The sequence below is a fragment of the Rathayibacter tanaceti genome (genome assembly GCF_009834165.1).
Taxonomy (GTDB): Bacteria; Actinomycetota; Actinomycetes; order Actinomycetales; family Microbacteriaceae; genus Rathayibacter; species Rathayibacter tanaceti.
This window is the reverse complement of the sequence record NZ_CP047186.1, coordinates 437039-459164: the sequence shown is the minus strand read 5'-3', so window position 1 is coordinate 459164 and position 22126 is coordinate 437039. Positions and strand designations below refer to the sequence as shown.

The window sequence follows — 22126 nt, the reverse complement described above, 5'->3', positions numbered from 1 at the left end:
ACTCTACGGGTGGTCCGGCCCCGGCCCCTCTGCGGAACGAGCGGCGGGGGCGAAGACGAGGGTGGTGCCGGAGCGGGTCGCGACCACCCCGGGCAGATCGACGCCCTTCTGCCCGTGCCAGTCGGTGACCAGCGCGGCGACGGCCAGCGTCTGCGTGCGCGAGAGCGCGACTCCGAACTCGTTGGCGACCACCAGGCGGATGATGCGCTGCCGCAGCGCCGGCGGGTCCGCCGCGAGCCCGCGCGCGTCGACGGTCACGTGACCGGCCTCGTCCTGCCCGACCAGCTCGAGCGCCCAGTCGAGCGCGAGCGCGTCGAGCGCGTCACCGTCCTCGCGCAACTGCTCGGCCGTGCGCGCCAGGGCCTGCGCCACCCCGGGGCCGAGCTCGTCCTCGAGCACGGGCAGCACACGGGTGCGCACCCGCACCCGGGAGTACCGCGGATCCGCGTTCTGGGGATCGTCCCAGAACGCGAGCCCCTGGTCGGCGCAGGCACTGCGGGTCGTCTCGCGGCGCAGCCCGAGGAGGGGTCGCAGCAGCGGCCCGCTGACGGCAGCCATCCCGTGCAGGGAGGCGGCTCCGGCGCCGCGAGCCAACCCGAGCAGCACCGTCTCGGCCTGGTCGTCGAGGGTGTGCCCCAGGAGGATCGCCGCGGCTCCGGTCGCGGCCAGCGCGTCGTCGAAGGCGCGGTAGCGCGCGGTGCGGGCCGCCGCCTCCGGACCGCCCTCGCCGGTCGCCGCCACCGAGACCACCTCGCGGAGGACCGGAGCCAACCCGAGCGCCTGCGCCTGCCCGGCTGCGTGCGTGGCGACCGCGGCCGACGCCTCCTGCAGCCCGTGGTCGACGATCACCGCACCGGCGCGTCGGCCCCCCCGCGGCGCCTCGAACGCGACCGCGGCGGCGAGAGCGAGCGAATCGGCGCCTCCGCTCAGCGCGACCAGCACCAGGGCGCCGGGAGCGAGCCGGTCCAGGCTCGCCCGCACCGCCCGCCGCAGGTCGGCGACGGCAGGGGTCAGGCGGGGGCGATCGGGCACATCAAGTAACGTTAGGCCAGCGATCCGGCCTGCGAACGCGCGCACGTGCACGAGCGCATCTGGGCGCAGCACCACTGCCGATGCGCCGTTCCGGCGCCACCGACTCAAGGAGAGAGCATGGCCGCATACGACGTCGTCGTCGAGATCCCCAAGGGGAGCCGCAACAAGTACGAGGTCGATCACGAGACCGGTCGCGTGTACCTCGACCGCGTGCTCTTCACCTCGTTCGTCTACCCGACGGACTACGGCTACTTCGAGAACACCCTCGGCCTCGACGGCGACCCCGTCGACGCGCTGGTTCTGCTCGAGTACCCCGTCTTCCCGGGCGTGGGAGTCTCGGTCCGCCCCGTCGGCGTGCTCAACATGAGCGACGAAGCCGGCTCGGACGCCAAGGTGGTCGTGGTCCCGGCGAAGGACCCGCGCTGGCAGCACATCCAGGACATCGACGATGTCCCGGAGCAGACCAAGAACGAGATCAAGCACTTCTTCGAGCGCTACAAGGATCTCGAGCCCGGCAAGTGGGTGAAGGTCGAGGCCTGGGGCGACGCGGCCGAGGCCGAGCAGATCGTCCAGGACGGCATCAAGAAGCTGGCCGACGAGGGGCACTGACCCCTCGATACGAACGAGCGAATCCCCTCCCGTCGCCGGACAGGAGGGGATTCGCTCGTTCGTATCGAGGCGCGTGGCCGCTCAGGCCGCCGGCCGACCGACCATGCCTGCGGGGCTGCCCCACGTGTTCCAGATGCGCACGGGCTTGCCGTAGTCGGCCGCCTCGAGGATCTGGTTGTTCCCCAGGTAGATGGCCACATGGTAGTAGTCGCCACCGCCACCCCAGAAGATCAGATCGCCGCGCTGACGCTGGCTGTACGGCACGAGCTTGCCCGCGTTGGCCATGGTGTTGTACTGGTTGGTCGCCGAGTGGGTCCCGATGTAGATCCCGGAGGAGGCGTACGACGCCTTGGTCAGGCCGGAGCAGTCCCACTGGTCGGGTCCCATGCCGCCGAGCACGTACTCCTCGCCGAGCTGCGCCATCGCGTACGAGATCGCGTTCTCGACCTGGTTGCCCTGGGGGACGAGGACGGGTGCGGGTGCGGCGACAGGCTGCGGGAGCGGCGCTGGAGCGGGGGCCGGTGCAGGAGCGGGGGCCGGAGCCGGCTGCGCAGCGGGCCGGGCGGGTGCCGGAGCGGGCGCGGGCGCGGCCGCCGGCTGAGGAGCCGGTGCGGCGGGCTGCGGCGCGGTGGAGCGCGCGGCCTGTGCCTCCGCCTGGGCTCGGGCGTCGGCCTGGGCTTTCGCCTCGGCCTGAGCCTTCGCCTGGGCGTCGGCCTGAGCCTTTGCGTCGGCCTCCGCCTTCGCCTGAGCGGCCGCAGCCGCGGCGGCGGCCTCCTCGGCCTTGCGCTTCTCCTCGCCTGCGAGGTAGGCCGTCTCCACCTCGACGGACGAGTCCTTCAGCATGGCGAGCTGAGCGACGAGCTCCTGGGACTTCTGCTCCTGAGCCGCCAAAGCGTCCTGCGCAGATCGCGCCGCGGCGTCGGCGCTCGCGCGCGCCTCATCAGCCTCGTCCGAGAGCCTCCGGTGCTCGGTCACGGCGACATCGGCCTGCTTGCCGAGCGTCTCGGCGTTCTGCTTGTCGGCGAGGGCGTCCGCGTAGACCTTCTGCGACTGCTCCGACAGCTGCGTCATCGCGCCGAGCTGATAGAGGAGGTCGCCCGCATCCTTGCCCTTCGCCACCAGGCTCGCCGAGAGGTCGCCGCCGGCAGCGCGCGACAGGTGGGCGGCGAGCAGGCCGGCGCGCATCTTCGAGGTCTGCGCCTTGGCGGAGGCGTCGCTCGCCTTCGCCTCGAGCTCGGTGACGGCGTTCGCGGCGGCATCGAGAGCTTCCTTGGCTTGGCGCCAGGCCTCGGCCTTCTTCATCGCGGTGATCGACTTCTCGTCGACGGTGGTCTGGAGGCCCGAGATCAGTCCGGTGATCGAGTCGATCTCGGCCTGCTTGCTCGCCTCGTCCTTCTTCGCGTTCTGCACGTCGTCCCACGAGGGGTACTTCGCATCCTCGGCGACAGCGGGCGTGATGCCGAGGGAGGCGGTCACGGCGGTGACGGCGAACGCTGCCGAGACGGTGAGCGGGAGGCGTCCCTTCCAGGCGCGCTCCCGCGGGGCCGGGGTGAAGCTGCGGGCGGTCGTCTGAGCATCAACCAAGGGTGACTCCTCGCGTGGCCATGAAGGGTTGAGCGTCGACGGCGGAGCCGTTGACGCGGGTCTCGAAGTGCAGGTGGCAGCCCGTGGACGCGCCGGTGGTGCCGACGGCCGCGATCTGCTGACCGGCCTCGACCGTCTGGCCGACCTGGACATAGATGCCGCCGGGCATGATGTGCGCGTAACCGGTGCTGATCCCGCTGCCGTGATCAATGAGGACCCAGTTGCCGTAGGTGCCGTTCGGGCCGGCGTAGGTCACTGTTCCGCTGTGGGCGGCGAAGATCGGGATGCCGCAGCCGCCGGCCATGTCGGTGCCGCGGTGGAACGAGGCGGACGAGCCTCCACCGGTGGAGATGCTGCCGCGCGGGCCGTAGGTGCCCGAGATGCGGCCGCTCGCGGGGCGGACCCAGCCGGAGTCGCTGACCGCGGTGGATGCTCCGCCGCCGGACGGGGCGCTGTAGCCGCCGCTGGAAGCGCTCGATGCCCGCGCCGCCGCCACGCGCTCGCGCTCGGCCTGGGCCGCGGCCTCGCGGGCCGCCGCCTCCTCGGCGAGCTTGCGCTGCCGCTCGGCCTCGCGGGCCGCGACTCCGGCCTCGTAATCGGCGACAGTCTTCGACTCGGTGTCGCGGAGCGCGGCGAGCTGCTGCTCGAGCACGACGCTCTGCTGCTGCTGCTCGGCGAGCGCGGCTTCTGACGCCTGCTGCGCCGCAGTGGCCTCGGCCAGCTTCTGCTCGGCGGCGACGCGGAGGCGCTCGCGCTCGGTCTGCGCGACCGCGGCCTGGTCGGCGAGCGACGAGGCCGTGTTCCGCGCGGCGCTGGCCTGCTCATAGATGGCCGAGGACCGCTCGACGAGCTTGGTCATGTTGCCGATCTTCGACAGCAGCTGGTCGGCCTGGCCGGCCTTCTGGTCGAGGAAGATGTTGACCGAGAGGTCGGTGCCGGTGCTGCGGTAGAGCTGCGCGGCGAGGAGGCCCGCCTGCTGCGATGCGGCGTCGGCCTCGGCGGCGCTGGCGCTGGCCTTGCCGTCGAGTTCCTTCGCGTGGTCGGACGCGAGGTCGAAGGCCTGCTGCGCGGCGAAGTGCTCGTCGCCTCGCTGCTGAGCGAGCTGCTGGGCCGCGGCGACCTGGGTCTGCAGGTCGCTGATCAGCGAGGTGATCCGGTCGACCTGGGCGGCCGCGGCGGCAGTGTCGCCCTTGGCCGCCTCGACGTCGGCCCACGTCGGGTAGTCGATCGCCTGGGCGGGAGTCGCGACGAGGAGCCCGCTGACGAGCGCGAGGACCGCAGAGGCCAGAGCCGCGCTCCGGAGTCGTCCGAGTCGTGGCGCGCCCGATCGGCGTGCGGGACGCGGGCGGCGCAGAGAGTAGGGCATAGGACCTCGGGGGTTCGGGGGCCCTTCCTTTACGGCAGTGCGGCGCGGGGGCGCTGAGGAAGGGCAATTCCGCACTACCCTAACCTCGCTCCTACCCGTTCTCCTAGACCCGGTCTGCCCCGGACGGGGTTCGCGCGACGCGCGGAACCGTCGGTTTTGCATCCGAGGTCGTCTCCCCCTATGCTTGCGTGTCGGTAGTCATGGGGGGTCGGCCGCAGGGTCGCCCCGCGAGCTCCCGGCCCCATCGTTTAGTGGCCTAGGACACCGCCCTTTCACGGCGGCAGCACGGGTTCGAATCCCGTTGGGGTCACGGATGGGTCTGGTCACACGGATTGGGTCTGGTCACGGAGAGGTCTACCGGCAAGTGCACCGGCTCGCGAGAGTCGGGGCGTGAAAATCGAACAGCCTCGAAGACGGTATGCTTGTCTTCGCAACGAGGCCCTGTAGCGCAGTTGGTTAGCGTGCCGCCCTGTCACGGCGGAGGTCGCGGGTTCAAGTCCCGTCAGGGTCGCAAAGGGGCCCTTCCGAGAGGAAGGGCCTTTTTCAGGAGATCACCTCTCCAGCGGCGTCTCGCCGCAATGGCTCTGTAGCTCAGTTGGTAGAGCGCACGACTGAAAATCGTGAGGTCACGGGATCGACGCCCGTCGGAGCCACGGAAACCCTCGCCTAGCTTCTACATGGCGGGGGTTTCTTCGTACCCGGAGGCCTGCGCGAGGTGGGCTCGCGCTCCGGGCGCCAGACCGGACCTCTTCTCGACCGCGGCGCGACGGGCAGCCACCGGAGTGCATCCAGGCGGCCCGCGTAGGGTGGCCCGGACATGGAACCCGCCGCCTTCCCGCCGCCCGATCCCGCGACACTCGAGCCCGACGGCGCGCTGCCGACGCCGTGGTCCGCGCCGGACGCTCGGCGGTTCGCACCCCCGACGGGAGCACCGTTCGACGCGGCCGACACCGGCCGGCCCGTCGCCGCAGCGCAGCCCTCCGAGCCGCGACCGTCCGTCGACGCGCCCTACTCCTCCCTCCTCTATCTGCCCGACCCGCGGGTGCGCTGGGGTCTGCCGACCGCGGTGCTCACGATCGTGGGGATCGTGCTGCCGCTCGCGATCCTGATCCTGCTGCTCGGGTTCGGGGTGCTTCCGTACTCACCGGGCTTGGTCTTCGCCGGATCGCTCGCGAGCTACCTGGTGGCCCTGGTGGTGCCGTTCGCCGCTTCGCGCCTGCGCGGCCTGCGGTCGCTGGCGGCTGACTTCGGGCTGCGCTTCCGCTGGGTCGACGTCCCGATCGGCATCGGCCTCGGGCTCGGCGTGCGCGCCGCGATCCTGACGGTGTTGACGGCCTTCCTTCCCTTCCTGCAGGACGCGCAGAGCAATCTGACGAGCGAGCCCGACCCGCTGTGGTTCGTGCTGAGCACCGTCCTGATCCCGGTCGTCGTCGCCCCGGTGGTCGAGGAGATCCTCTGCCGCGGAGTCGTGATGCGGGCGGTGCGCAACCGGATGCTGCGGCGGCCGGCCGGATCAGTGCCGCCGTCGCACGGTCAGCGCGCCTGGGCGATGCTGTTCAGCATCCTCGCGTCGACCGCCGTCTTCGCACTGCTGCACGGCCACCAGATGGTGAACCCGGCGACGGTCGCGACCCTCGGTGTGACGACCGTCCTGGCCGGGCTCGCGCACGGCTGGATCGCGACGGTGACCGGCCGGCTCGGAGCGGCGATCGTCTCGCACGCGACGCTGAACGCCTCCGCAGTGCTGCTGGTGGCCCTGCTGCCGCTGTTCTCGCCGTAGGGCGTCAGACGTCGTAGGTGCGCCGCACCGGCAGCTCGCCGCGCACCTGGTGCTCGCCGCGCACCTGGTGATGCAGCCGCTCCATATCGGCGTCGAGCGCTGCCGCGGTGCGCGCCGCGTCGGCGAGTCCGTCGAGCAGCTCCTGCGGCACCTGGCGCTCGTACTTGTAGTAGATCTTGTGCTCCAGACTCGCCCAGAAGTCCATCGCGATGGTGCGGAACTGCACCTCGACGCAGACGTTCACGGATCCTCCCGAGAGGAACACCGGCACCTCGACGATCGCGTGCAGGCTCTTGTAGCCGTTCTCCTTCGGCTCGGCGATGTAGTCCTTCACCTCAAGCACGGTCACGTCGGACTGCGAGGTGAGTAGGTCGAACACGCGATAGACGTCCGAGACGAAGCTGCAGGTGATGCGCACACCAGCGATGTCGGTGATCGCCGCGGCGATCCCCTCGAAGCTCGCCTCGCAGCCCTTGCGCTCGATCTTCTCGATCAGACTGTCGGCCGACTTGAGCCGGCTCGTCACGTGCTCGATCGGGTTGTACTCGCGCAGCTCGCGGAACTCCTCCTGGAGGATCGACACCTTGGTGACGATCTCGTCCATCCCGAACTTGTACTGGAGCATGAACCGCGCGAAGTCGTCGCGGAGGGCTCGGATCTCGGCGACGGTCGTGGCGTCCAGAGCCGCGGCGACGGCGTCCGTCAGCGGAGGGACGGCGGTCGCGGGGTCGGAGGGGCGGGATTCCACAGTCGGACACCCTACTTGCGGCAGTACGGGAGGCGGGTGGGAGGCACCCGGCCTAGCCTGGGAGGGTGATCACCGAGCCCCGCCCGCTGCGTTTCTGCGCGTTCGTCATGAACACCGCCTCCCACATCCAGCACGGTCTCTGGCGCCACCCGGACGCCCGGCAACACGAGTTCGACGACGTGCAGCTGTGGATCGACCTCGCCCGCACCCTCGAGCGCGGCCGGTTCGACGCGATGTTCTTCGCCGATGTGGCCGGTCTCTACGGTCCGGCGGACGGAGACTGGGACATCAACGCGCGCGAGGGTCTCCAGGTTCCCAGCAACGACCCGTCGGTGCTGCTCTCGGCGCTCGCGGTCAGCACCGAGCACCTCGGCTTCGCGTTCACGAGCTCGGTCCTTCAGGCGCACCCGTTCGACTTCGCGCGCAAGGTCTCGACGCTCGACCATCTCTCGAAGGGGCGGATCGGCTGGAACATCGTCACCAGCGCCCTCGACGGCGCCGCCCGCAACTTCGGCTACGACCGTCTCGAGGAGCACGACGCGCGCTACGCCTGGGCGCAGGAGTACCTCGACGTGGTCTACAAGCTGTGGGAGGGCTCGTGGGACGAGGGTGCGCTGCTGCGCGACAAGAGCGGCGCGTTCGCCGATCCAGCCCGCATCCACCGCATCGATCACGTGGGCGAGCGCTACCGGGTGCAGGGCCCGCACCTCTCGGCGCCCTCGCCGCAGCGCACGCCGGTGCTGTTCCAGGCCGGCTCCTCCCCCGCGGGCCGACGCTTCGCGGCGCGCAACGCGGAGGCGCAGTTCGTCTTCTCGGGGTCGCCCGCGAAGACCCGCGAGCTGATCGAGGACACCCGGAACCTGGCCGCCGCGGCCGGCCGCGAGCCGGGTGCGCCCGCCTTTTACCTCGGCCTCTCCTTCATCACCGGCGACACCGAGGAGGAGGCGCGCCGCGCCGAGCGCGAGATCGATGAGTACCTCTCGTCCGACGCCTTCCTGGTGCACTCGAACCTCGGCTTCGATCCGGCCACCGGCGAGAAGCTCGACCCCGACCTGCCGCTCTCGGCCATCGAGACCTACGCCGGGCAGAGCCACCTCCAGTGGATCCGCGACGCGTCACCCGACCGCGAGCCGACGGTCCGCGACCTGGCCCGGCTCTCGGCGAAGCTGCGCGGCCGCGTCGTCGGCACGCCCGAGCAGATCGCCGACCGTCTCGCGGAGTGGCGGGACGCTGGGATCGACGGCATCAACGTCGTCAACTGGATTCTGCCGGGCAGCTACGAGGAGTTCGTGGACGGGGTGATGCCGGTGCTGCAGGAGCGGGGCCTCGCCCAGACGGAGTACGTCGAGGGGACGCTGCGCCGCAAGCTCTTCGGCACAGACGAGCTGCCTCCGACGCATCCCGCGCGGGCGTACCGCGGGGCGTTCGCGGGCTGATCGGCTCGAGCGTGTGGACGATGCGGGGACATCGACCGGTAGCGTCGGAGGATGATCCAGACCTGGGGATTTCTGACCGCACTGTACGGCGTCGTCGTGGCGGTGGTCGCGATCGTTGCGATCACGCTGCTGGTGCTGCTGTGCCGCCTGGTGCTGAGCGCCCGCGAGCACCTGCAGACATCGACGCGGCTGCGCGAGCTGCAGATCGAGCAGCTGCTGCTCGAGCGCGAATAGTCGACAGCGCGACGGCGGTCGAGACGACATCGGCTCCTCCGCCCGCGCGGAGGACGAGGTCTTCTCGGTGGACGGGACACGGCGTGGCCGGTCGGCGCAGCGCGAGGCGCGCCTCCTGACGCGGTGTCCGCAGGGTCTGCCGAGGATCGCGCGGGAGCCTGCGGGGCGGGCGGAGGAGCCGGGAGCGGTCAGAGCTGCGCGGCGCCGAAGGTGTCGCAGCGGGTGGCGTCGCCCTCGAAGCCGGCCTCGAACCAGCGCTGGCGCTGTTCGGCCGAGCCGTGCGTCCAGCCCTCCGGGTCGACGGTGCCGGTCGCCTGCTCCTGGATGCGGTCGTCGCCGACCGCCGCCGCCGCGCCCAGCGCGTCCTGGTACTCCTGTGCCGTGACCGGCCTGAGGTAGGGCGTTCCCGTCTCGTCCGGCACGGTGGACGCGTCGCCGACCCAGGCTCCGGCGAAGCAGTCGGCCTGGAGCTCCAGTCGCACCGAGTCCGAGTCGGGGCCGGTCCCGGAGCGGTCGGCCGACTCCATCGCGCCGGTCAGGTTCTGGACGTGGTGGCCCCACTCGTGGGCCAGGATGTACATCTGCGCGAGCGATCCGCCCGAGGTGTCGAAGCGGGTGCGCAGCTCGTCGAAGAAGTCGGTGTCGAGGTAGACCGACTCGTCCGGTGGGCAGTAGAACGGGCCGATCGCGGCGGTCGCGGCTCCGCAGCCGGTCGACGTCCGGTCCTCGAACAGTTCCACTCCCGCCGGGGAACGGTAGGCGGCCCCGATGGTCTGCGCGGCACCGCTCCAGTAGCGGTCGAGCGACTCGGCGGCTCCCTCGAGGCGGCAGTCGACCTGCGCGTTCGCGTCGGCGCCGCTATCGCAGGCGACCGCGGTGCTGGTGACCTGCTCGGGAGAGGCGGCACCGCCTCCGACCAGCCCGCCGAGCGCCGACAGGTCGACGCCGAGCAGCTGCGAGAGCAGCGCGAGCACGACCACACCCACCGCGCCTCCGCCGACCGCGATGCCGGTGGTGCGGCCACGGCGGCGGACCTTTCCGCCGCTGAGCTGCGAGTCGTCGTTGAAGGTCATCCCGTCAACCTAGTGCGAACTGGGCCGACCGAGACGGGTTGCAGGTGCTGGGTCGTCCAGTGGTCGCGAGACGGCCTCTGCCGCTTCCTGGAGACGCCACAGCGGTCGTCAGCCCCAGCGGGACTCGCTCGCCGAGTGGATGATCTCGAGCAGCGCCTCCCGCAGCGGGCCGTGCTCGAGGGAGCCCGGGAACATGTCGACCTCGAGCCGGTGCGCGCGGCGCCAGGCCGCGGCGCCCTCGGGGGTGAGCGACACGAGCTGGCGGCGTCGGTCGGCGGGGTCGATGGTGCGGGAGACGTGACCCTCGCGCTCAAGGCGCTCGATGGTGCGCGACATGGTCTGCACCTCGACATGCGCGGCGGCGGCCAGCTCCTTCTGCGCGACGGGGCCCGGCTGGAGCAGGTGCAGCACGATCAGGCCCGCGTGCGTGAGGCCGATCTCAGCGAGCGCCCCGTGCCAGGCGTGCTCGACCATGCGGGAGGCCGTGGAGAGGAGGCGACCCGTGGGCCAGTCCTCCATCCCGGAGGCGTCGTCCGCGCGCATCCGACCAGGGTATCCCCGAGCCCGGCGCCCGCGACCGGTCGGCGCCGGACGGGGAGCTCAGGACGCGAAGCGGTCCGTCGCCTCGATCAGTGCGTCGAGGATGCCCGGCTCGTCAAAGGCGTGGCCCGCGTCGGGGATCATCCGGAACTCGGCCTCCGGCCACGCGGTGTGCAGGTCCCAGGCGGTGAAGGCCGGCGTGCACATGTCGTAGCGGCCCTGCACGATGACGGCGGGGATCTGGCGCAGGACGCTCGAGTCGCGGATGAGCTGCCCCTCCTCGAACCAGCCCCTGTGCACGAAGAAGTGGTTCTCGATGCGCGCGAAGGCCAGAGCGAAGGTCGGATCGGACCAGGCGGCGATCATCTCGGGCTTCTGCACGAGCGTGATCGTCGACGACTCCCAGGTGGTCCAGGCGACGCCGGCGGGGCTGTGCACGGCCGGGTCGGGATCGTGCAGGAGGCGGTAGTAGGCCTCGATCAGGCTGCCGCGCTCGGTCGCGGGGACGACCGAGGTGTACCCCTCCCACAGATCGGGGTAGATCGCGGCGGCTCCCCCCTCGTAGAACCACTCGAGCTCGGCGCGCCGCAGGGTGAAGACGCCGCGCAGGACGATCTCGCTCACCCGCTCCGGATGCGTCTCGCTGTAGGCCAGGGCGAGGGTCGAGCCCCACGAGCCGCCGAAGACGAGCCAGCGCTCGACTCCCAGGTGCTCGCGGAGGCGCTCGATGTCGGCGACGAGGTACCAGGTGGTGTTGGTGGAGAGGTCGGCGTCCGGCTCGCTGGCGTGCGGCGTGGAGCGACCGCACATCCGCTGGTCGAAGAGGACGATGCGGTACTTCTCCGGGTCGAAGAGTCTGCGGTGGGCGGGCGAGGTGCCGGCGCCGGGGCCGCCGTGCAGGAACACGACAGGCTTGCCCTCGGGGTTGCCCGACACCTCCCAGAAGAGCTGGTGGCCGTCGCCGACGTCGAGCATGCCGGAGTCGTACGGCTCGATCTCGGGGTAGAGAGTGCGCATAGCCCGCACCCTACCGACTGTCAGGGGCCGGGCCCGCCAGGCGACCGGCCCTGACTCGGATGGGGGCCGAGGTCAGGCGCGGCGGTCCGCCGTGCTCTCCTGGGACGCGGGGGTGTCAGCGGACAGTCCCGTCGCAGCGCCGGGCTCCGCGGGGTCGGGATCCGCGGCACCGGGATCCGCAGCGCCGGACACCGCAGTATCGGACTCCGCGGGTCCACCGACGGGCAGACCCTCCCGCAGGTACTGGACCGAGATCACACGGTACGACCGTGTGAACAGGGCAGCACCGGCCGCCAGGATCATGATCACTCCGCCGACGAGGAACACGAGGGCGATCCCCCGGCCGACGCCGTCGCCGAGCAGCCCTCCGAACGCCGACCGTCCGGCGGGCGACTCCATGTAGGGGATGAGGGCGAACTCGGCGATCGGCGCGATGAGGAACGCGGTCACCGGAGCCGCAGCGGACTCGAACGCCGCAGCGAAGCCAAAGACCCGACCCTGGGTCTCGAACGGAACGACCTTCTGGATCACCGTCTGCTCGGACGCTTCGACCGCGGGGATCAGCGTCATGTAGATCCAGATGCCGCCGGCGTAGAGCCACCACCAGTCGCGGAGCGTGAAGACCGCGCCGATCAGCCCCATCGCCGCCACGAGCAGCAGCATCGTGCGGATCGGGTTCCTCCCGAGACCGAACCGGGCGACCAGCAGCCCGCCGATGACGAAGCCGGTGGCGGTCACGCCGAGCACGACCCCCCACAGCTCGACCGGGAACAGCTCGAGCCCGTACGGGTCCATCAGTGCCAGGTAGACGCCGCCGATCAGGTTGTTGAACGTCGAGAAGACGATGAGCGCGAACAGACCGGTCGCCGCCCGAACCGCGGTGACACTGCCCCGCAGATCGATGAGCGGGGCCCGGCCGCCCTCCGACGCCGGCCTGTCCTCCGGGATGCGCAGGACCAGGAGGTGCACGAGGGCGGCGGCGGACACGACGATCGCTATCGTCATCGTCCACCCCATGCCGAGCAAGCCGATGGACAGTCCGCTGAAGACGCTCGTGACGACGAACGCGAGCCCCTGCACGGTGCCGACCAGGCCGTTCGCCCGAGCGTGCCGCTCCACCGGGACCAGAAGCGTGACCGTCGTGGACAGCGCGATGTTGCGCATGTTCTCGATGACGGCGCCGAACAGGATCGTGCCCGAGAACAGCCAGAACCAGGGGCCGCCGAAGTCCAGGAGCGCCGCTTCGGGGAGGGCGAGGTAGAGGCCGCCTGCGGCGCCGAACGACACCAGCGTGACCGCGCCGGCGAACAGCATCACCCGGTACTTGCGGTGGCGGTCGACGATCGTGCCGAAGGCCATGGCGAAGATCGCGACGAGCAGCATGTAGGCGCCGCCGATGACTCCGGTCGCGAGAACCGACCGCGTCTCGAGGTACACCCAGAACGTGAGGGCGAACCAGAGGAAGCTCGTCGTGACGTTCGCGACGGCGGTGTTGAGCAGTATCTGGTGGAAGGCGCGGAGGCCGGTCGCACGCTCCGGCGCGGTCTCGGGCGCGGGGGCGGTCGGGGACATGTCTTCCCTCCGCTCGGCGACGACGCCGTCGGACGCTCCTCGAGAACCCCGCACCGTCGCAGCCACTGTAGGACCGCGTCGTCGGCGAGTCGAGAGCAGGCGGGCGACTGGCCGTGCGCGATCGGAGCCGTCGGATCGCGGAACGTCGCAGCGGTGCAGGAGCCGCACCTGCTGCTGCGCGGCCGGCTCGTGCGGCGCGGGTCGACCGGGGCGCGGGCCCGGACAGATCTCTGCCCTGGACAGATCTCTGCCCTGGATAGATCTCTGCCCCGAACAGATCTCTCCCCCGCCGTGCAGGCAGCGGGAATACGCTCGGCCGCATGAGCGAGCAGCGCACTCCGGTCACAGTCACGGTCACGGGAGCGGGAGGCGCCATCGGCTACGCGCTCCTGTTCCGCATCGCCTCGGGCCAGCTCCTCGGGCCGGACATCCCGGTCCGGTTGAACCTCCTCGAGATCCCCTCCGGCCTCCGTGCAGCGGAGGGCACCGCCCTCGAGCTGCAGGACGGCGCCTTCCGGCAGCTGCGCGGGATCGACGTCATCGACGATCCGGCGGTCGCCTTCGACGGCGCGAACGTCGCCCTGCTCGTCGGGGCCCGGCCGCGCAGCGCCGGCATGGAGCGGGCCGACCTGCTCGCGGCGAACGTCAGCATCTTCGGACCGCAGGGAGCCGCTCTGAACGCGCACGCCGCCTCCGACATCCGCGTGCTGGTGGTCGGCAACCCGGCGAACACGAACGCGTGGATCGCGAAACGCAGCGCCCCCGACATCCCCGCCGGGCGTTTCACCGCGATGACCCGGCTCGACCACAACCGCGCCGTCGCTCAGCTGGCCGCGACGCTCGACGCCCCGGTCGACGCGATCGACGGAGTCGCGATCTGGGGCAACCACTCGGCCTCGCAATACCCGGACGTGACCCACGCCACCCTCGACGGCCGCCCCGTGACGGGGTTCGTCGACGCCGCATGGCTGCACTCGGAGTTCGAGCCGCGCGTCGCCAAGCGCGGCGCTGAGATCATCGAGGTCCGCGGAGCCTCCTCGGCTGCATCGGCCGCCTCCGCCGCGATCGACCACGTGCGCGACTGGGTCGACGGCACCTCCTGGACCTCAGCCGCCGTCGAGTCGGACGGCTCCTACGGCGTGGAGGAGGGACTGATCTCGTCGTTCCCGGTGCGCTCGGTCGACGGCGAGTGGCGGATCATCGACGGCCTCGAGATCGACGCCTACTCGCGATCAAGGATCGACGAGTCCGTGCTCGAGCTGCGCGCCGAACGCGACCAGGCGCTGGCGCACCTCCGGGGCTGAACCCCGACTCCCGCAGCCACGCCGCCCCGCGAGAGGCCGCCGCATGACGCCCGAGATCGGCGGGTCGGCGTCACGGGTGGCATCCGCGGCGCGGAGGCGGATCAGCGGCGCTTCTCGGGGGCCGGGTGGGTGCCCGCGGCGCGGGCGGCCTCGTACCAGGCGTGCGCCTCCTCCTGCCGCGTCGCCTCGGCGCCGGTGGCGATGGCGGCGCGCACGTGCTCGGGGCCGTAGCCGAACGCCTCGACCAGGTCGGCCGCGTGGGGGCGGATCCGCGCGAGCAGGCGGTCGATGTAGGACGTGACCGCGAGCGCCCGCTGCGACGAGAGCCGGCCGTGGATCAGGTACCAGTCGAGGTGCTTCTCGATCAGGCCGAGACCGAACAGGTCGCGGAGCCAGGTGAGCACGGTGCGGGTGCCCGCGTCCTCGACATCGGCGAGCGCCTCGGTGAACGCCTCCCACTGCAGCAGCTCGGCGTGCGCGCGGGCCGCCTCGATCAGCTCGCTCTGATGCGCGTTGAACAGCCGAGCCGCCTCGTCGGACGGCAGCTTCGACGCGGGGCGCAGCCGCGAGGCGATCCCGGCGACCATGCTCTCGACGCGATCGGTCAGCAGCCCACGCTGCTCCTCGCGCAACTGGCCGACCGAGCGGGCCGTCGAGCCGCGGTCGGCGACCACCTGCGCGAGGCGGCGCAGGCCGGAGTGGTTGACGGTCGCCTCCGCGACCTGGGAGGCGGCGTAGCGCGCCAGATCGCTCGGCTGCGCGTTCGTGAACCGGCGGCCCACGTCGGTGAGCAGGCGCTTGGCGACGAGCTGGAGCAGCACGGTGTTGTCGCCCTCGAAGGTCGCGTAGACGTCGAGGTCGGCGCGCAGCTGGGTGAGCCGGTTCTCGGCGAGGAAGCCGGCGCCTCCGCAGGCCTCGCGCGCCTCCTGAAGCGTGTCGAGCGCGTGCCAGGTCGAGAGGGCCTTGAGCCCGGCGGCCAGCGTCTCGAGGTCCTGCCGGGACTCGTCGGTGTCGTTCGCTCCGGAGAAGACCTCGTCGAAGGCCCGCAGCAGCCTCTCGTGCGCGAAGGCGGCCGCGTAGGTCGTGGCGAGGCGAGGGAGGAGCCGGCGCTGGTGCCGCTGGTAGTCGAGCAGCACCTCCTCGCGCTCTCCGCCACCGGTGAACTGCCGGCGCTGATCGCCGTAGGTGACGGCGACGGTGAGCGCGATCTTCGCCGCGGCCACCGAGGCTCCGTCGAGTGACACACGGCCCTGCACGAGCGTGCCGAGCATGGTGAAGAAGCGGCGGCCCGGGCTCGCGATGGGCGAGGAGTAGGTACCGTCGGGCGCGACGTCTCCGTAGCGGTTGAGCAGGTTCTCGCGCGGCACCCGGACGCCGTCGAAGTGCAGCCGGCCGTTGTCGATCCCGTTCAGGCCGCCCTTGAGGCCATCGTCTTCGCCGCCGACACCGGGGAGGAACGCGCCCTCCTCATCGCGGATCGGCACGAAGAAGGCGTGCACGCCGTGGTTCACCCCCTGGGTCACGAGCTGCGCGAAGACGACCGCCGCGCGGCCGTCGATCGCCGCGTTGCCGAGGTAGTCCTTCCAAGCGGCGCGGAACGGGGTCCGCAGCACGAACTCGCCGTCCTCGTAACTCGCGGTGGTGGCGATCGAGGCGACATCGGAGCCGTGACCCGTCTCGGTCATCGCGAACGCTCCGGGGATCTCGAGGCTCATGATGCCGGGCAGCCACTTCTCGTGGTGCGCCCGGGTGCCCAGGTGCAGGACGGCGGCGCCGAAGAGCCCCCACTGCACGCCCGATTTGATCTGGAGCGACGGGTCGGCGGTGACCAGCTCCTCGAAGCCGGCGATGTTGCCGCCGTGATCGGCCCCGCCGCCGAGGTCGAGCGGGAACGCGCGGTGCACGCCTCCCTCGTCGGCGAGGACGCGCATCTGCTCGGAGACGCGGGCACGGTGCTCGGCCATGGTCAGACCGTCGACGCGGTGCAGCTCGGAGCGGGCGGTCAGAGCCCGGGTGGCGAGACGCTGCTCGCGCCAGGCGCCCAGCAGGATCTCGCCCAGGGCGGCGACGTCGACCGAGGGAGCACCATCCTCGTCGAGGCGGGCGTCGACCTCGGATCCGACGGTGTCGACCGGCGGCGTCGGGGCGATCGAGCCGGACCGGGAACGGCGGATCCGGGAGCGTCCGGTGGCTGCGCGGTCCGCGGCATCGGCGGCGGACCGGGGGTGGGGAGCGGTGCTGACCATGGTGTTCGTGTCCCTTCGACCGTCTTCGGTGCGAGCCGTTCCCGATGGATCGGGCGCTCGGGGTCGGGCGCGCGGCGGTGCAGCGGGAGGCGGTCTGAGCACGGTAGGTCGCGCGGCACCCGGCAGGAAACATTCCGTGGCCGGGCAACAAACGTCGGCGGATTCAGGTGAGACACGTTGTCGGAACCGGCCAGGCGGAAGGGGCGCGGCCGCCGCGGCGGAGCGTGCCGCGAGCGTCGTGCTCGCGTTCTCCGCGACACGGCTCGTCGTCGTGATCGCGCTGCTCGCCAGCTAGCGGGTCAGTAGCTGTCCCAGCCGGGCTCCCAGTCGGGCTCCTCCGGCGGCACCCAGTCGTCGTCCGGGGCGGAGGAGACCGGCGGGCCGGTGCGCTCGGACGAACCGCTGCCGAACGCGGGCCTGGTCGACCCGGCCGCTGCCGAGCGAGCGGTGCCGGAGCGGGCCGCGCGCCGAGGAGCGGGCTCCGCCTGCTCCGCCTCGGCGATCTCGGGAGTCTCGCCGGCGACGACGGCGAGCACCGCGGCTCCGTAGGTCACGAGCTTCTTCTGGCCGACGCCGCCGATGATGCTGAGCGCATCGATCGTGGCCGGCTCGGCGGTCGCGATCTCGCGGAGAGTGGCGTCGTTGAAGACGATGTACGCGGGCACCGACTGCGCGCGCGCCTGTGCCGCACGCCATTCGCGGAGGCGCTCGAACAGCGGCTGCGCCTCGGCGGGCAGGTCGGACACGGCGGAGCGACCGGAGCGGGACGGGCCGCTCGAGCGCGCGGGACGCTCCGGCTCCTGACGCAGCTCGACCTTCCGCTCGCCGCTCAGGACGGAGCCGGACGCGGGCGTGATGACCAGGGTGCCGAAGCCGTCGTCGTTGACGCCCAGGAGGCCCTGGGCGAGGAGCTGCCGCGCGACTCCGCGCCACTGGGTGTCGCTGAGATCGGCCCCGATGCCCCACGTGGCGAGTGCATCGTGCTTGTGCTGGGTGGTGCGCGGAGTGGTCTTGCCGCGGAGGACGTCGATGATGTGACCGGCGCCGAACTGCTGGTTGCGCTCGCGCTTGAGGCGCACGACCGTCGAGAGGAACTTCTGTGCCGCGACCGTGCCGTCCCACGAGGCCGGCGGCTCGAGGCAGGTGTCGCATTTGCCGCACGCGGTGCTCTCTTGGCCGAAGTAGGCGAGCAGGTTGACGCGGCGGCACTGCACCGTCTCGGAGAGGGCGAGCATCGCGTCGAGGTGCGCGGACATCCGCCGGCGGTGCGCGAGATCGCCCGGCGACTCGTCGATCATGCGGCGCTGCTGCACGACGTCCTGCAACCCGTAGGCGAGCCAGGCGGTGGAGGGGAGCCCGTCACGGCCGGCGCGGCCCGTCTCCTGGTAGTAGCCCTCGACCGACTTGGGGAGGTCGATGTGCGCGACGAACCGGACGTCCGGCTTGTCGATGCCCATGCCGAAGGCGATGGTCGCGCAGACGATGACGCCCTCCTCGCGGAGGAAGCGCGACTGGGCAGCGGCCCTGACCCGGGAGTCGAGGCCCGCGTGGTACGCGACCGCGTCGAAGCCGGCCGCGCGCAGGGCCTCGGCCGTCGCCTCCACGCTCTTGCGCGAGAGGGCGTAGACGATGCCCGCGTCGTGCGCATGCTCGCGGCGGAGGAAGTCGATCAGCTGCTTGCGCGGCTCCACCTTGTTGACGATGCGGTACTGGATGTTGGGGCGGTCGAAGCTCGAGACGAAGTGGCGGGCGGCACCCAGGTGCAGACGGGTGGTGATCTCGCGGTGGGTCGCCTCGGTGGCGGTGGCGGTGAGGGCGATGCGCGGGACGTCGGGCCAGCGCTCGGCGAGCTCGCCGAGGGCGAGGTAGTCGGGGCGGAAGTCGTGGCCCCACTGGCTGACGCAGTGCGCCTCGTCGATCGCGAAGAGGGCGATGCGACCCCGGGCGAGGAACTGCTTGGTGCCCTCGTTGCCGAGGCGCTCGGGGGCGACGTAGAGGAGGTCGAGTTCGCCGTCGAGGTAGGCGCGCTCGACGCGGGTGCGCTCGCCCGCATCCTGCGTGGAGTTGAGGAACTCGGCGCGCACGCCGTTCGCGCGGAGGGCGTCGACCTGGTCTTGCATGAGGGCGATGAGCGGGGAGACCACCACGCCGGTGCCGGGGCGCACGATCGCCGGGATCTGGTAGCAGAGCGACTTGCCGCCTCCGGTGGGCATCAGGACGACGGCGTCGCCGCCTCCGATGACCTGCTCGACGATGGCCTGCTGCTCGCCGCGGAACGACGCATAGCCGAAGACCTTCTCGAGGATCGCCTGCGCCTCGCTCGAGCCTGCTGCACCGGGCTCGGCCGGGGACTCGGCGAGCTGCTCGGCGGTGGGAAGGGCTGTCGCGGTGGGCTCTGTCACCCGCGGAACTCTACCCGCCGCCTCCGACCACACCCCGAGCGGGCGGCGATCTGTGGAGGGAGCCCGGAGAGGCTCGCTGGGGAGGCGCGTCGACGCTCAGAGCGCGGTGATGCTCCTGCTGTCGCCGTCCCAGAAGCGGACGCCCGCGAGACCGGCCGTGAAGGGCTCGCCGAGGAGCGGAACGGCCTGCCCCAGCTGCTCGGCGCGAAGCCGACGCGACACGCTGATATGCGGAGACCACGCCTCCGGAAGAGAGGTGTCGACGCCGCCGGGGACGAGGCGCGTCGCGCGAGTGTGCAGGGCGTCGAGCGCGGGCGAGCGGACGACGCCCCAGGCGAGCACGAAGCGTCCGGCGTGCGGGAAGAGGAGGACGGCGCCGAGGCGGAGGGTCGCGGGGAGCGGGCCGAGCGCACCGGGCGCGGGGGCGACGAGCTCGGGGCCGGCGACGAGGGTGAGGTGCGGGCGGTTGCTCGCGGACGTGTGCAGCGCGAGGCTGGGGATGCCGGCCGCGTCGAGCGCCTGCCACTGACCGCGGACGCGCGCGTCCGACTCCGGGTCGAGGAGGACTTCGACGCTGCGCACTCCCCCATCCTGCCGGTCCGCCGCGAGCGACGGCTCCGCGTCGGGCCTGCGAGTGTCCAGGAGACACTCGCGGGAGCGGGCGGGACGAGCGGGACGAGCGTCAGCCGACCGTCACGAGGGCGGCGAACAGCTCCGGCGCGCGGCGGTCGACGATGCGGCCGCCCACGCGGATCCCGATCAGCGCGAACGCCGAGCCGAGCACGAGCGCCAACGCCAACGAGACCACCCCGAGCACCGTGTCGCCGCCGATCAGCGATATCGCGCCCAGCACGATCGAGGGCAGCGAGAGCAGACCTGTCGCGGCCATGCTGCCGAACATCACCACGCTCGAGATCATCCCCGAGCCCGGCGGAGTCTTCAGCGGGCTGTCCCCCGGCGCCGGCACGGGGTACACGACCAGCGACGACGCGACACTCGAGACGCCGAAGCCGCTCAGCACCAGGGCCAGCGACATCCCGAGCACGCCGGGGATCGCCTCCGGACGCCCCGCGTACAGGCAGGTGCCGACGGCGACGACGAGCACCGCCGGGACGCCGATCAACGCTGCGGCGACGACGCGGCCGGCGCGATCGGCCGACCCCGTCACTCCTGAGCTGACATGGGCCGCCCAGGCGGTGCCGTCGTAGGAGACGTCGGCGCAGAGGGTCACCCCGAAGATCAGGCCGATGAGGAGCGCCGAGAGCACGACGAAGGAGTCGCCCCCGCTTCCGATGGCGGAGTAGAAGACGGCGAGCACCACGACGGCCGGGACCACCAGCAGTCCCCGGCTGTAGCGCGGATCGCGCCACCAGTAGCCGAGCGCCCGGGCGGCGACGGCGCCGGTGGGGGTTCCGGGGAAGCGCCCGAAGAGGCCGAGGCCGGCCGATCCGGAGGCGGCGCGCGCGGTCGACGCCGCCGGCTCCGCGAGCGAGCGGCGCAGCGCTCTCGCCCAGAGCAGGACCAGCACGGCCAGCGTCGCCAGCCCGATCAGCAGGCGCAGGACCGCGGCGAGCCAGTCTCCCGCGACGACCGAGCCGGGCACCGCCCAGATCGCACCGAGCGGCGACCAGCCGAGAGCACCCGCGATCACCGGGAGCACGTCGAGGCCGTCGCGGATCACACCCGAGAGGCCGACGACGAGCGGACCGAGCAGGATCACCACCACGAGGACGACTCCGCCGATCACCTCGCGGTAGCGGCGGCTCGAGCCCAGCCCGGTGGTCAGCGCGCCGATCAGGCGGGAGGCGACCACGCAGGTCGCGACGCCGATCACCGCCGCGACGAGGGCCGGGAGGATGCCGATCGGGGTGCTCCACCACGCGGCCGCCGAGGCGAGCGCGCCGAGCGAGGTCACGACTCCGGGGATCCCCGCGAGTCCGGCGGCGGCGAGGCCCACGAGAAGGGTCCGCAGCGGGATCGGGAACGTGGCCAGGGTCGGAAGATCGAGGCTCTGGTCGGACCCCGAGACGAAGATCGGCCCGAGCACCCAGCCCAGGAGCAGCACGGAACCGCCGAGGACCACGGCGACGTTCGCGAACGCCGGGTCGGTGCCTCCGAGCGCGACCAGCCCGCTGACCACGAGGCCCAGGACGGCGACGGCGTAGAGCCCGCCGACGATCACGCCGATCAGCTGCCAGACGTTCCGCGTCAGCGAGTTGCGCAGCAGGAGCAGGCGCAGCCTCAGGAGATGCGCAACCATGCCGGGCCCTCCTGGTGCGTGCGGCCGCCGACCAGCTCGACGAAGCGCTCCTCGAGGCTGGAGCCGGCGCGGACCTCCTCGAGGGTTCCCGAGGCGAGCACGCGGCCGTCGGCGATGACGGCGACCCGGTCGCACATCCGCTCGACCAGGTCCATCGAGTGGGAGGAGACGATGACGGTGCCGCCCGAGGCGACGAAGCCGGTGAGGATGTCGCGGATGTTCGCGGCCGACACCGGGTCGACCGATTCGAACGGCTCGTCGAGCACCAGGAGACGCGGCGCACGCACGAGGGCGCAGGCGAGCGCGATCTTCTTGGTCATGCCAGCGGAGTAGTCGACGACCAGGGTGCGGTCGGCCGGGTCGAGCCCGAGCAGCGCCAGCAGATCGTTGGTGCGCTCGACGACGACGGGCCGCTCGAGCCCGCAGAGCAGGCCGTAGTAGGTGACGAGCTGGAGGCCCGTGAGGCGGTCGAACAGCTTCACGCCGTCGGCCAGCACGCCGATCAGCCGCTTGGCCTCGAGCGTGTCCTTCCAGACGTCGACCTCGTGGATGGTCACGACGCCCTGGTCGGGCCGCAGCAGCGCGGTCGCCATCGAGAGGGTCGTCGTCTTTCCCGCGCCGTTGGGCCCGACCAGCCCGAAGAACGATCCGGCGGGGACGTCGAGGTCGATGTCCTTCACCGCCTCCTTGTCGCCGAACCGCTTGCGGAGGCCGCGGATGCGCAGGGCGACCTCGCCGTGACGTCCGGAGGCGTCCGGGGCGGCCCAGGAGGGGGCCGGGGCGGGGGAGGGGGCGGCGGGCTCCGTCGCGGAGTCGTCTGCCGGAGCGGCGGTGGCGTCGTGCGGGGTGCCGGTGGGGGTCGTCCCGTCCATGGGTGTCCCTTCGATGCGTGGCCGCGACCGCGGTGGGCGGCCGCTCACGCC

Annotated in this window: 18 protein-coding genes and 3 tRNA genes; 8 read left to right on the top strand and 13 right to left on the bottom strand. The window is 71.9% G+C overall.

Annotation, left to right across the window (positions count from 1 at the left end):
• Positions 1-3: 3 nt before the first annotated feature.
• A complete protein-coding gene (gene tilS, locus GSU10_RS02140) occupies positions 4-1032 on the bottom strand; it encodes a tRNA lysidine(34) synthetase TilS (RefSeq protein ID WP_132505669.1) in 1029 nt (342 codons plus the stop codon).
• A gap of 117 nt (positions 1033-1149) precedes the next feature.
• On the opposite strand from tilS, the gene ppa reads away from it, so the two are divergent.
• On the top strand, positions 1150-1641 hold the full coding sequence (ppa, locus tag GSU10_RS02135; protein WP_068213747.1) for an inorganic diphosphatase: 492 nt from the start codon (positions 1150-1152) through the stop codon (positions 1639-1641).
• A gap of 81 nt (positions 1642-1722) precedes the next feature.
• Here ppa and GSU10_RS02130 read toward each other — a convergent pair whose 3' ends face one another.
• The gene (locus tag GSU10_RS02130) at positions 1723-3225 is read right to left on the bottom strand and encodes a C40 family peptidase (RefSeq protein ID WP_132505672.1); all 1503 of its coding nucleotides are present in this window, start codon (positions 3223-3225) and stop codon (positions 1723-1725) included.
• Positions 3218-4591 carry a M23 family metallopeptidase gene (locus tag GSU10_RS02125; RefSeq protein WP_132505675.1) on the bottom strand — a complete coding sequence of 458 codons (1374 nt, stop codon included), beginning with the start codon at positions 4589-4591 and terminating at the stop codon, positions 3218-3220. Before GSU10_RS02125 ends, GSU10_RS02130 begins: the two co-directional genes overlap by 8 nt.
• Before the next feature lie 237 nt (positions 4592-4828).
• Between GSU10_RS02125 and GSU10_RS02120 the strand changes: the two genes are divergently transcribed.
• From GSU10_RS02120 to GSU10_RS02105, 4 genes are all read left to right on the top strand, one after another.
• Positions 4829-4901 (top strand) — tRNA-Glu (locus GSU10_RS02120).
• Between the two features lie 127 nt (positions 4902-5028).
• Positions 5029-5102 (top strand) — tRNA-Asp (locus GSU10_RS02115).
• Positions 5103-5171: 69 nt separating this feature from the next.
• Positions 5172-5244: transfer RNA gene (locus tag GSU10_RS02110), tRNA-Phe, on the top strand.
• Between the two features lie 164 nt (positions 5245-5408).
• Positions 5409-6371: a CPBP family intramembrane glutamic endopeptidase gene (locus tag GSU10_RS02105; protein ID WP_068211701.1), complete on the top strand. Its 963-nt coding sequence runs from the start codon at positions 5409-5411 to the stop codon at positions 6369-6371.
• Between the two features lie 4 nt (positions 6372-6375).
• On the opposite strand, the gene GSU10_RS02100 is transcribed toward GSU10_RS02105, so the two are convergent.
• On the bottom strand, positions 6376-6996 hold the full coding sequence (locus tag GSU10_RS02100) for a GTP pyrophosphokinase (protein ID WP_132505741.1): 621 nt from the start codon (positions 6994-6996) through the stop codon (positions 6376-6378).
• 230 nt (positions 6997-7226) lie between these two features.
• On the opposite strand from GSU10_RS02100, the gene GSU10_RS02095 reads away from it, so the two are divergent.
• Both GSU10_RS02095 and GSU10_RS02090 read left to right on the top strand, forming a co-directional pair.
• Entirely contained in the window at positions 7227-8555 is a 1329-nt protein-coding gene (locus tag GSU10_RS02095; RefSeq protein ID WP_413784031.1) for an LLM class flavin-dependent oxidoreductase, read from the top strand.
• 51 nt (positions 8556-8606) lie between these two features.
• Positions 8607-8789 carry a hypothetical protein gene (locus tag GSU10_RS02090; protein WP_068211698.1) on the top strand — a complete coding sequence of 61 codons (183 nt, stop codon included), beginning with the start codon at positions 8607-8609 and terminating at the stop codon, positions 8787-8789.
• 188 nt (positions 8790-8977) lie between these two features.
• On the opposite strand, the gene ypfJ is transcribed toward GSU10_RS02090, so the two are convergent.
• The 4 genes from ypfJ to GSU10_RS02070 form a co-directional block, all read right to left on the bottom strand.
• Positions 8978-9862, bottom strand: a complete 885-nt coding sequence (gene ypfJ, locus GSU10_RS02085) for a KPN_02809 family neutral zinc metallopeptidase (protein WP_068211696.1) — start codon at positions 9860-9862, stop codon at positions 8978-8980.
• A 108-nt stretch (positions 9863-9970) separates the two neighbouring features.
• Positions 9971-10405, bottom strand: coding sequence for a MarR family winged helix-turn-helix transcriptional regulator (locus GSU10_RS02080; RefSeq protein ID WP_068211695.1), 435 nt, complete (start codon positions 10403-10405; stop codon positions 9971-9973).
• 57 nt (positions 10406-10462) lie between these two features.
• Positions 10463-11419 carry a prolyl aminopeptidase gene (gene pip / locus GSU10_RS02075; RefSeq protein WP_068211684.1) on the bottom strand — a complete coding sequence of 319 codons (957 nt, stop codon included), beginning with the start codon at positions 11417-11419 and terminating at the stop codon, positions 10463-10465.
• Between the two features lie 72 nt (positions 11420-11491).
• Positions 11492-12991, bottom strand: coding sequence for an MFS transporter (locus GSU10_RS02070; protein WP_132505678.1), 1500 nt, complete (start codon positions 12989-12991; stop codon positions 11492-11494).
• 320 nt (positions 12992-13311) lie between these two features.
• Between GSU10_RS02070 and GSU10_RS02065 the strand changes: the two genes are divergently transcribed.
• Positions 13312-14295, top strand: coding sequence for a malate dehydrogenase (locus GSU10_RS02065; RefSeq protein ID WP_068211681.1), 984 nt, complete (start codon positions 13312-13314; stop codon positions 14293-14295).
• A 101-nt stretch (positions 14296-14396) separates the two neighbouring features.
• Here GSU10_RS02065 and GSU10_RS02060 read toward each other — a convergent pair whose 3' ends face one another.
• The 5 genes from GSU10_RS02060 to GSU10_RS02040 form a co-directional block, all read right to left on the bottom strand.
• Entirely contained in the window at positions 14397-16541 is a 2145-nt protein-coding gene (locus GSU10_RS02060; protein ID WP_082845168.1) for an acyl-CoA dehydrogenase family protein, read from the bottom strand.
• A 299-nt stretch (positions 16542-16840) separates the two neighbouring features.
• Positions 16841-18976 (bottom strand): DNA helicase RecQ, encoded by a 2136-nt coding sequence (recQ, locus tag GSU10_RS02055; protein WP_132505681.1) that lies wholly within the window; start codon positions 18974-18976, stop codon positions 16841-16843.
• A 63-nt stretch (positions 18977-19039) separates the two neighbouring features.
• On the bottom strand, positions 19040-19525 hold the full coding sequence (locus GSU10_RS02050) for a 2'-5' RNA ligase family protein (RefSeq protein ID WP_132505684.1): 486 nt from the start codon (positions 19523-19525) through the stop codon (positions 19040-19042).
• A gap of 100 nt (positions 19526-19625) precedes the next feature.
• The gene (locus tag GSU10_RS02045; RefSeq protein ID WP_132505687.1) at positions 19626-21203 is read right to left on the bottom strand and encodes a transporter; all 1578 of its coding nucleotides are present in this window, start codon (positions 21201-21203) and stop codon (positions 19626-19628) included.
• Complete coding sequence (locus tag GSU10_RS02040) at positions 21185-22075, bottom strand: ABC transporter ATP-binding protein (protein ID WP_132505690.1); 891 nt, start codon at positions 22073-22075, stop codon at positions 21185-21187. The genes GSU10_RS02045 and GSU10_RS02040 overlap by 19 nt, the downstream gene beginning before the upstream one ends.
• Between the last annotated feature and the right edge of the window lie 51 nt (positions 22076-22126).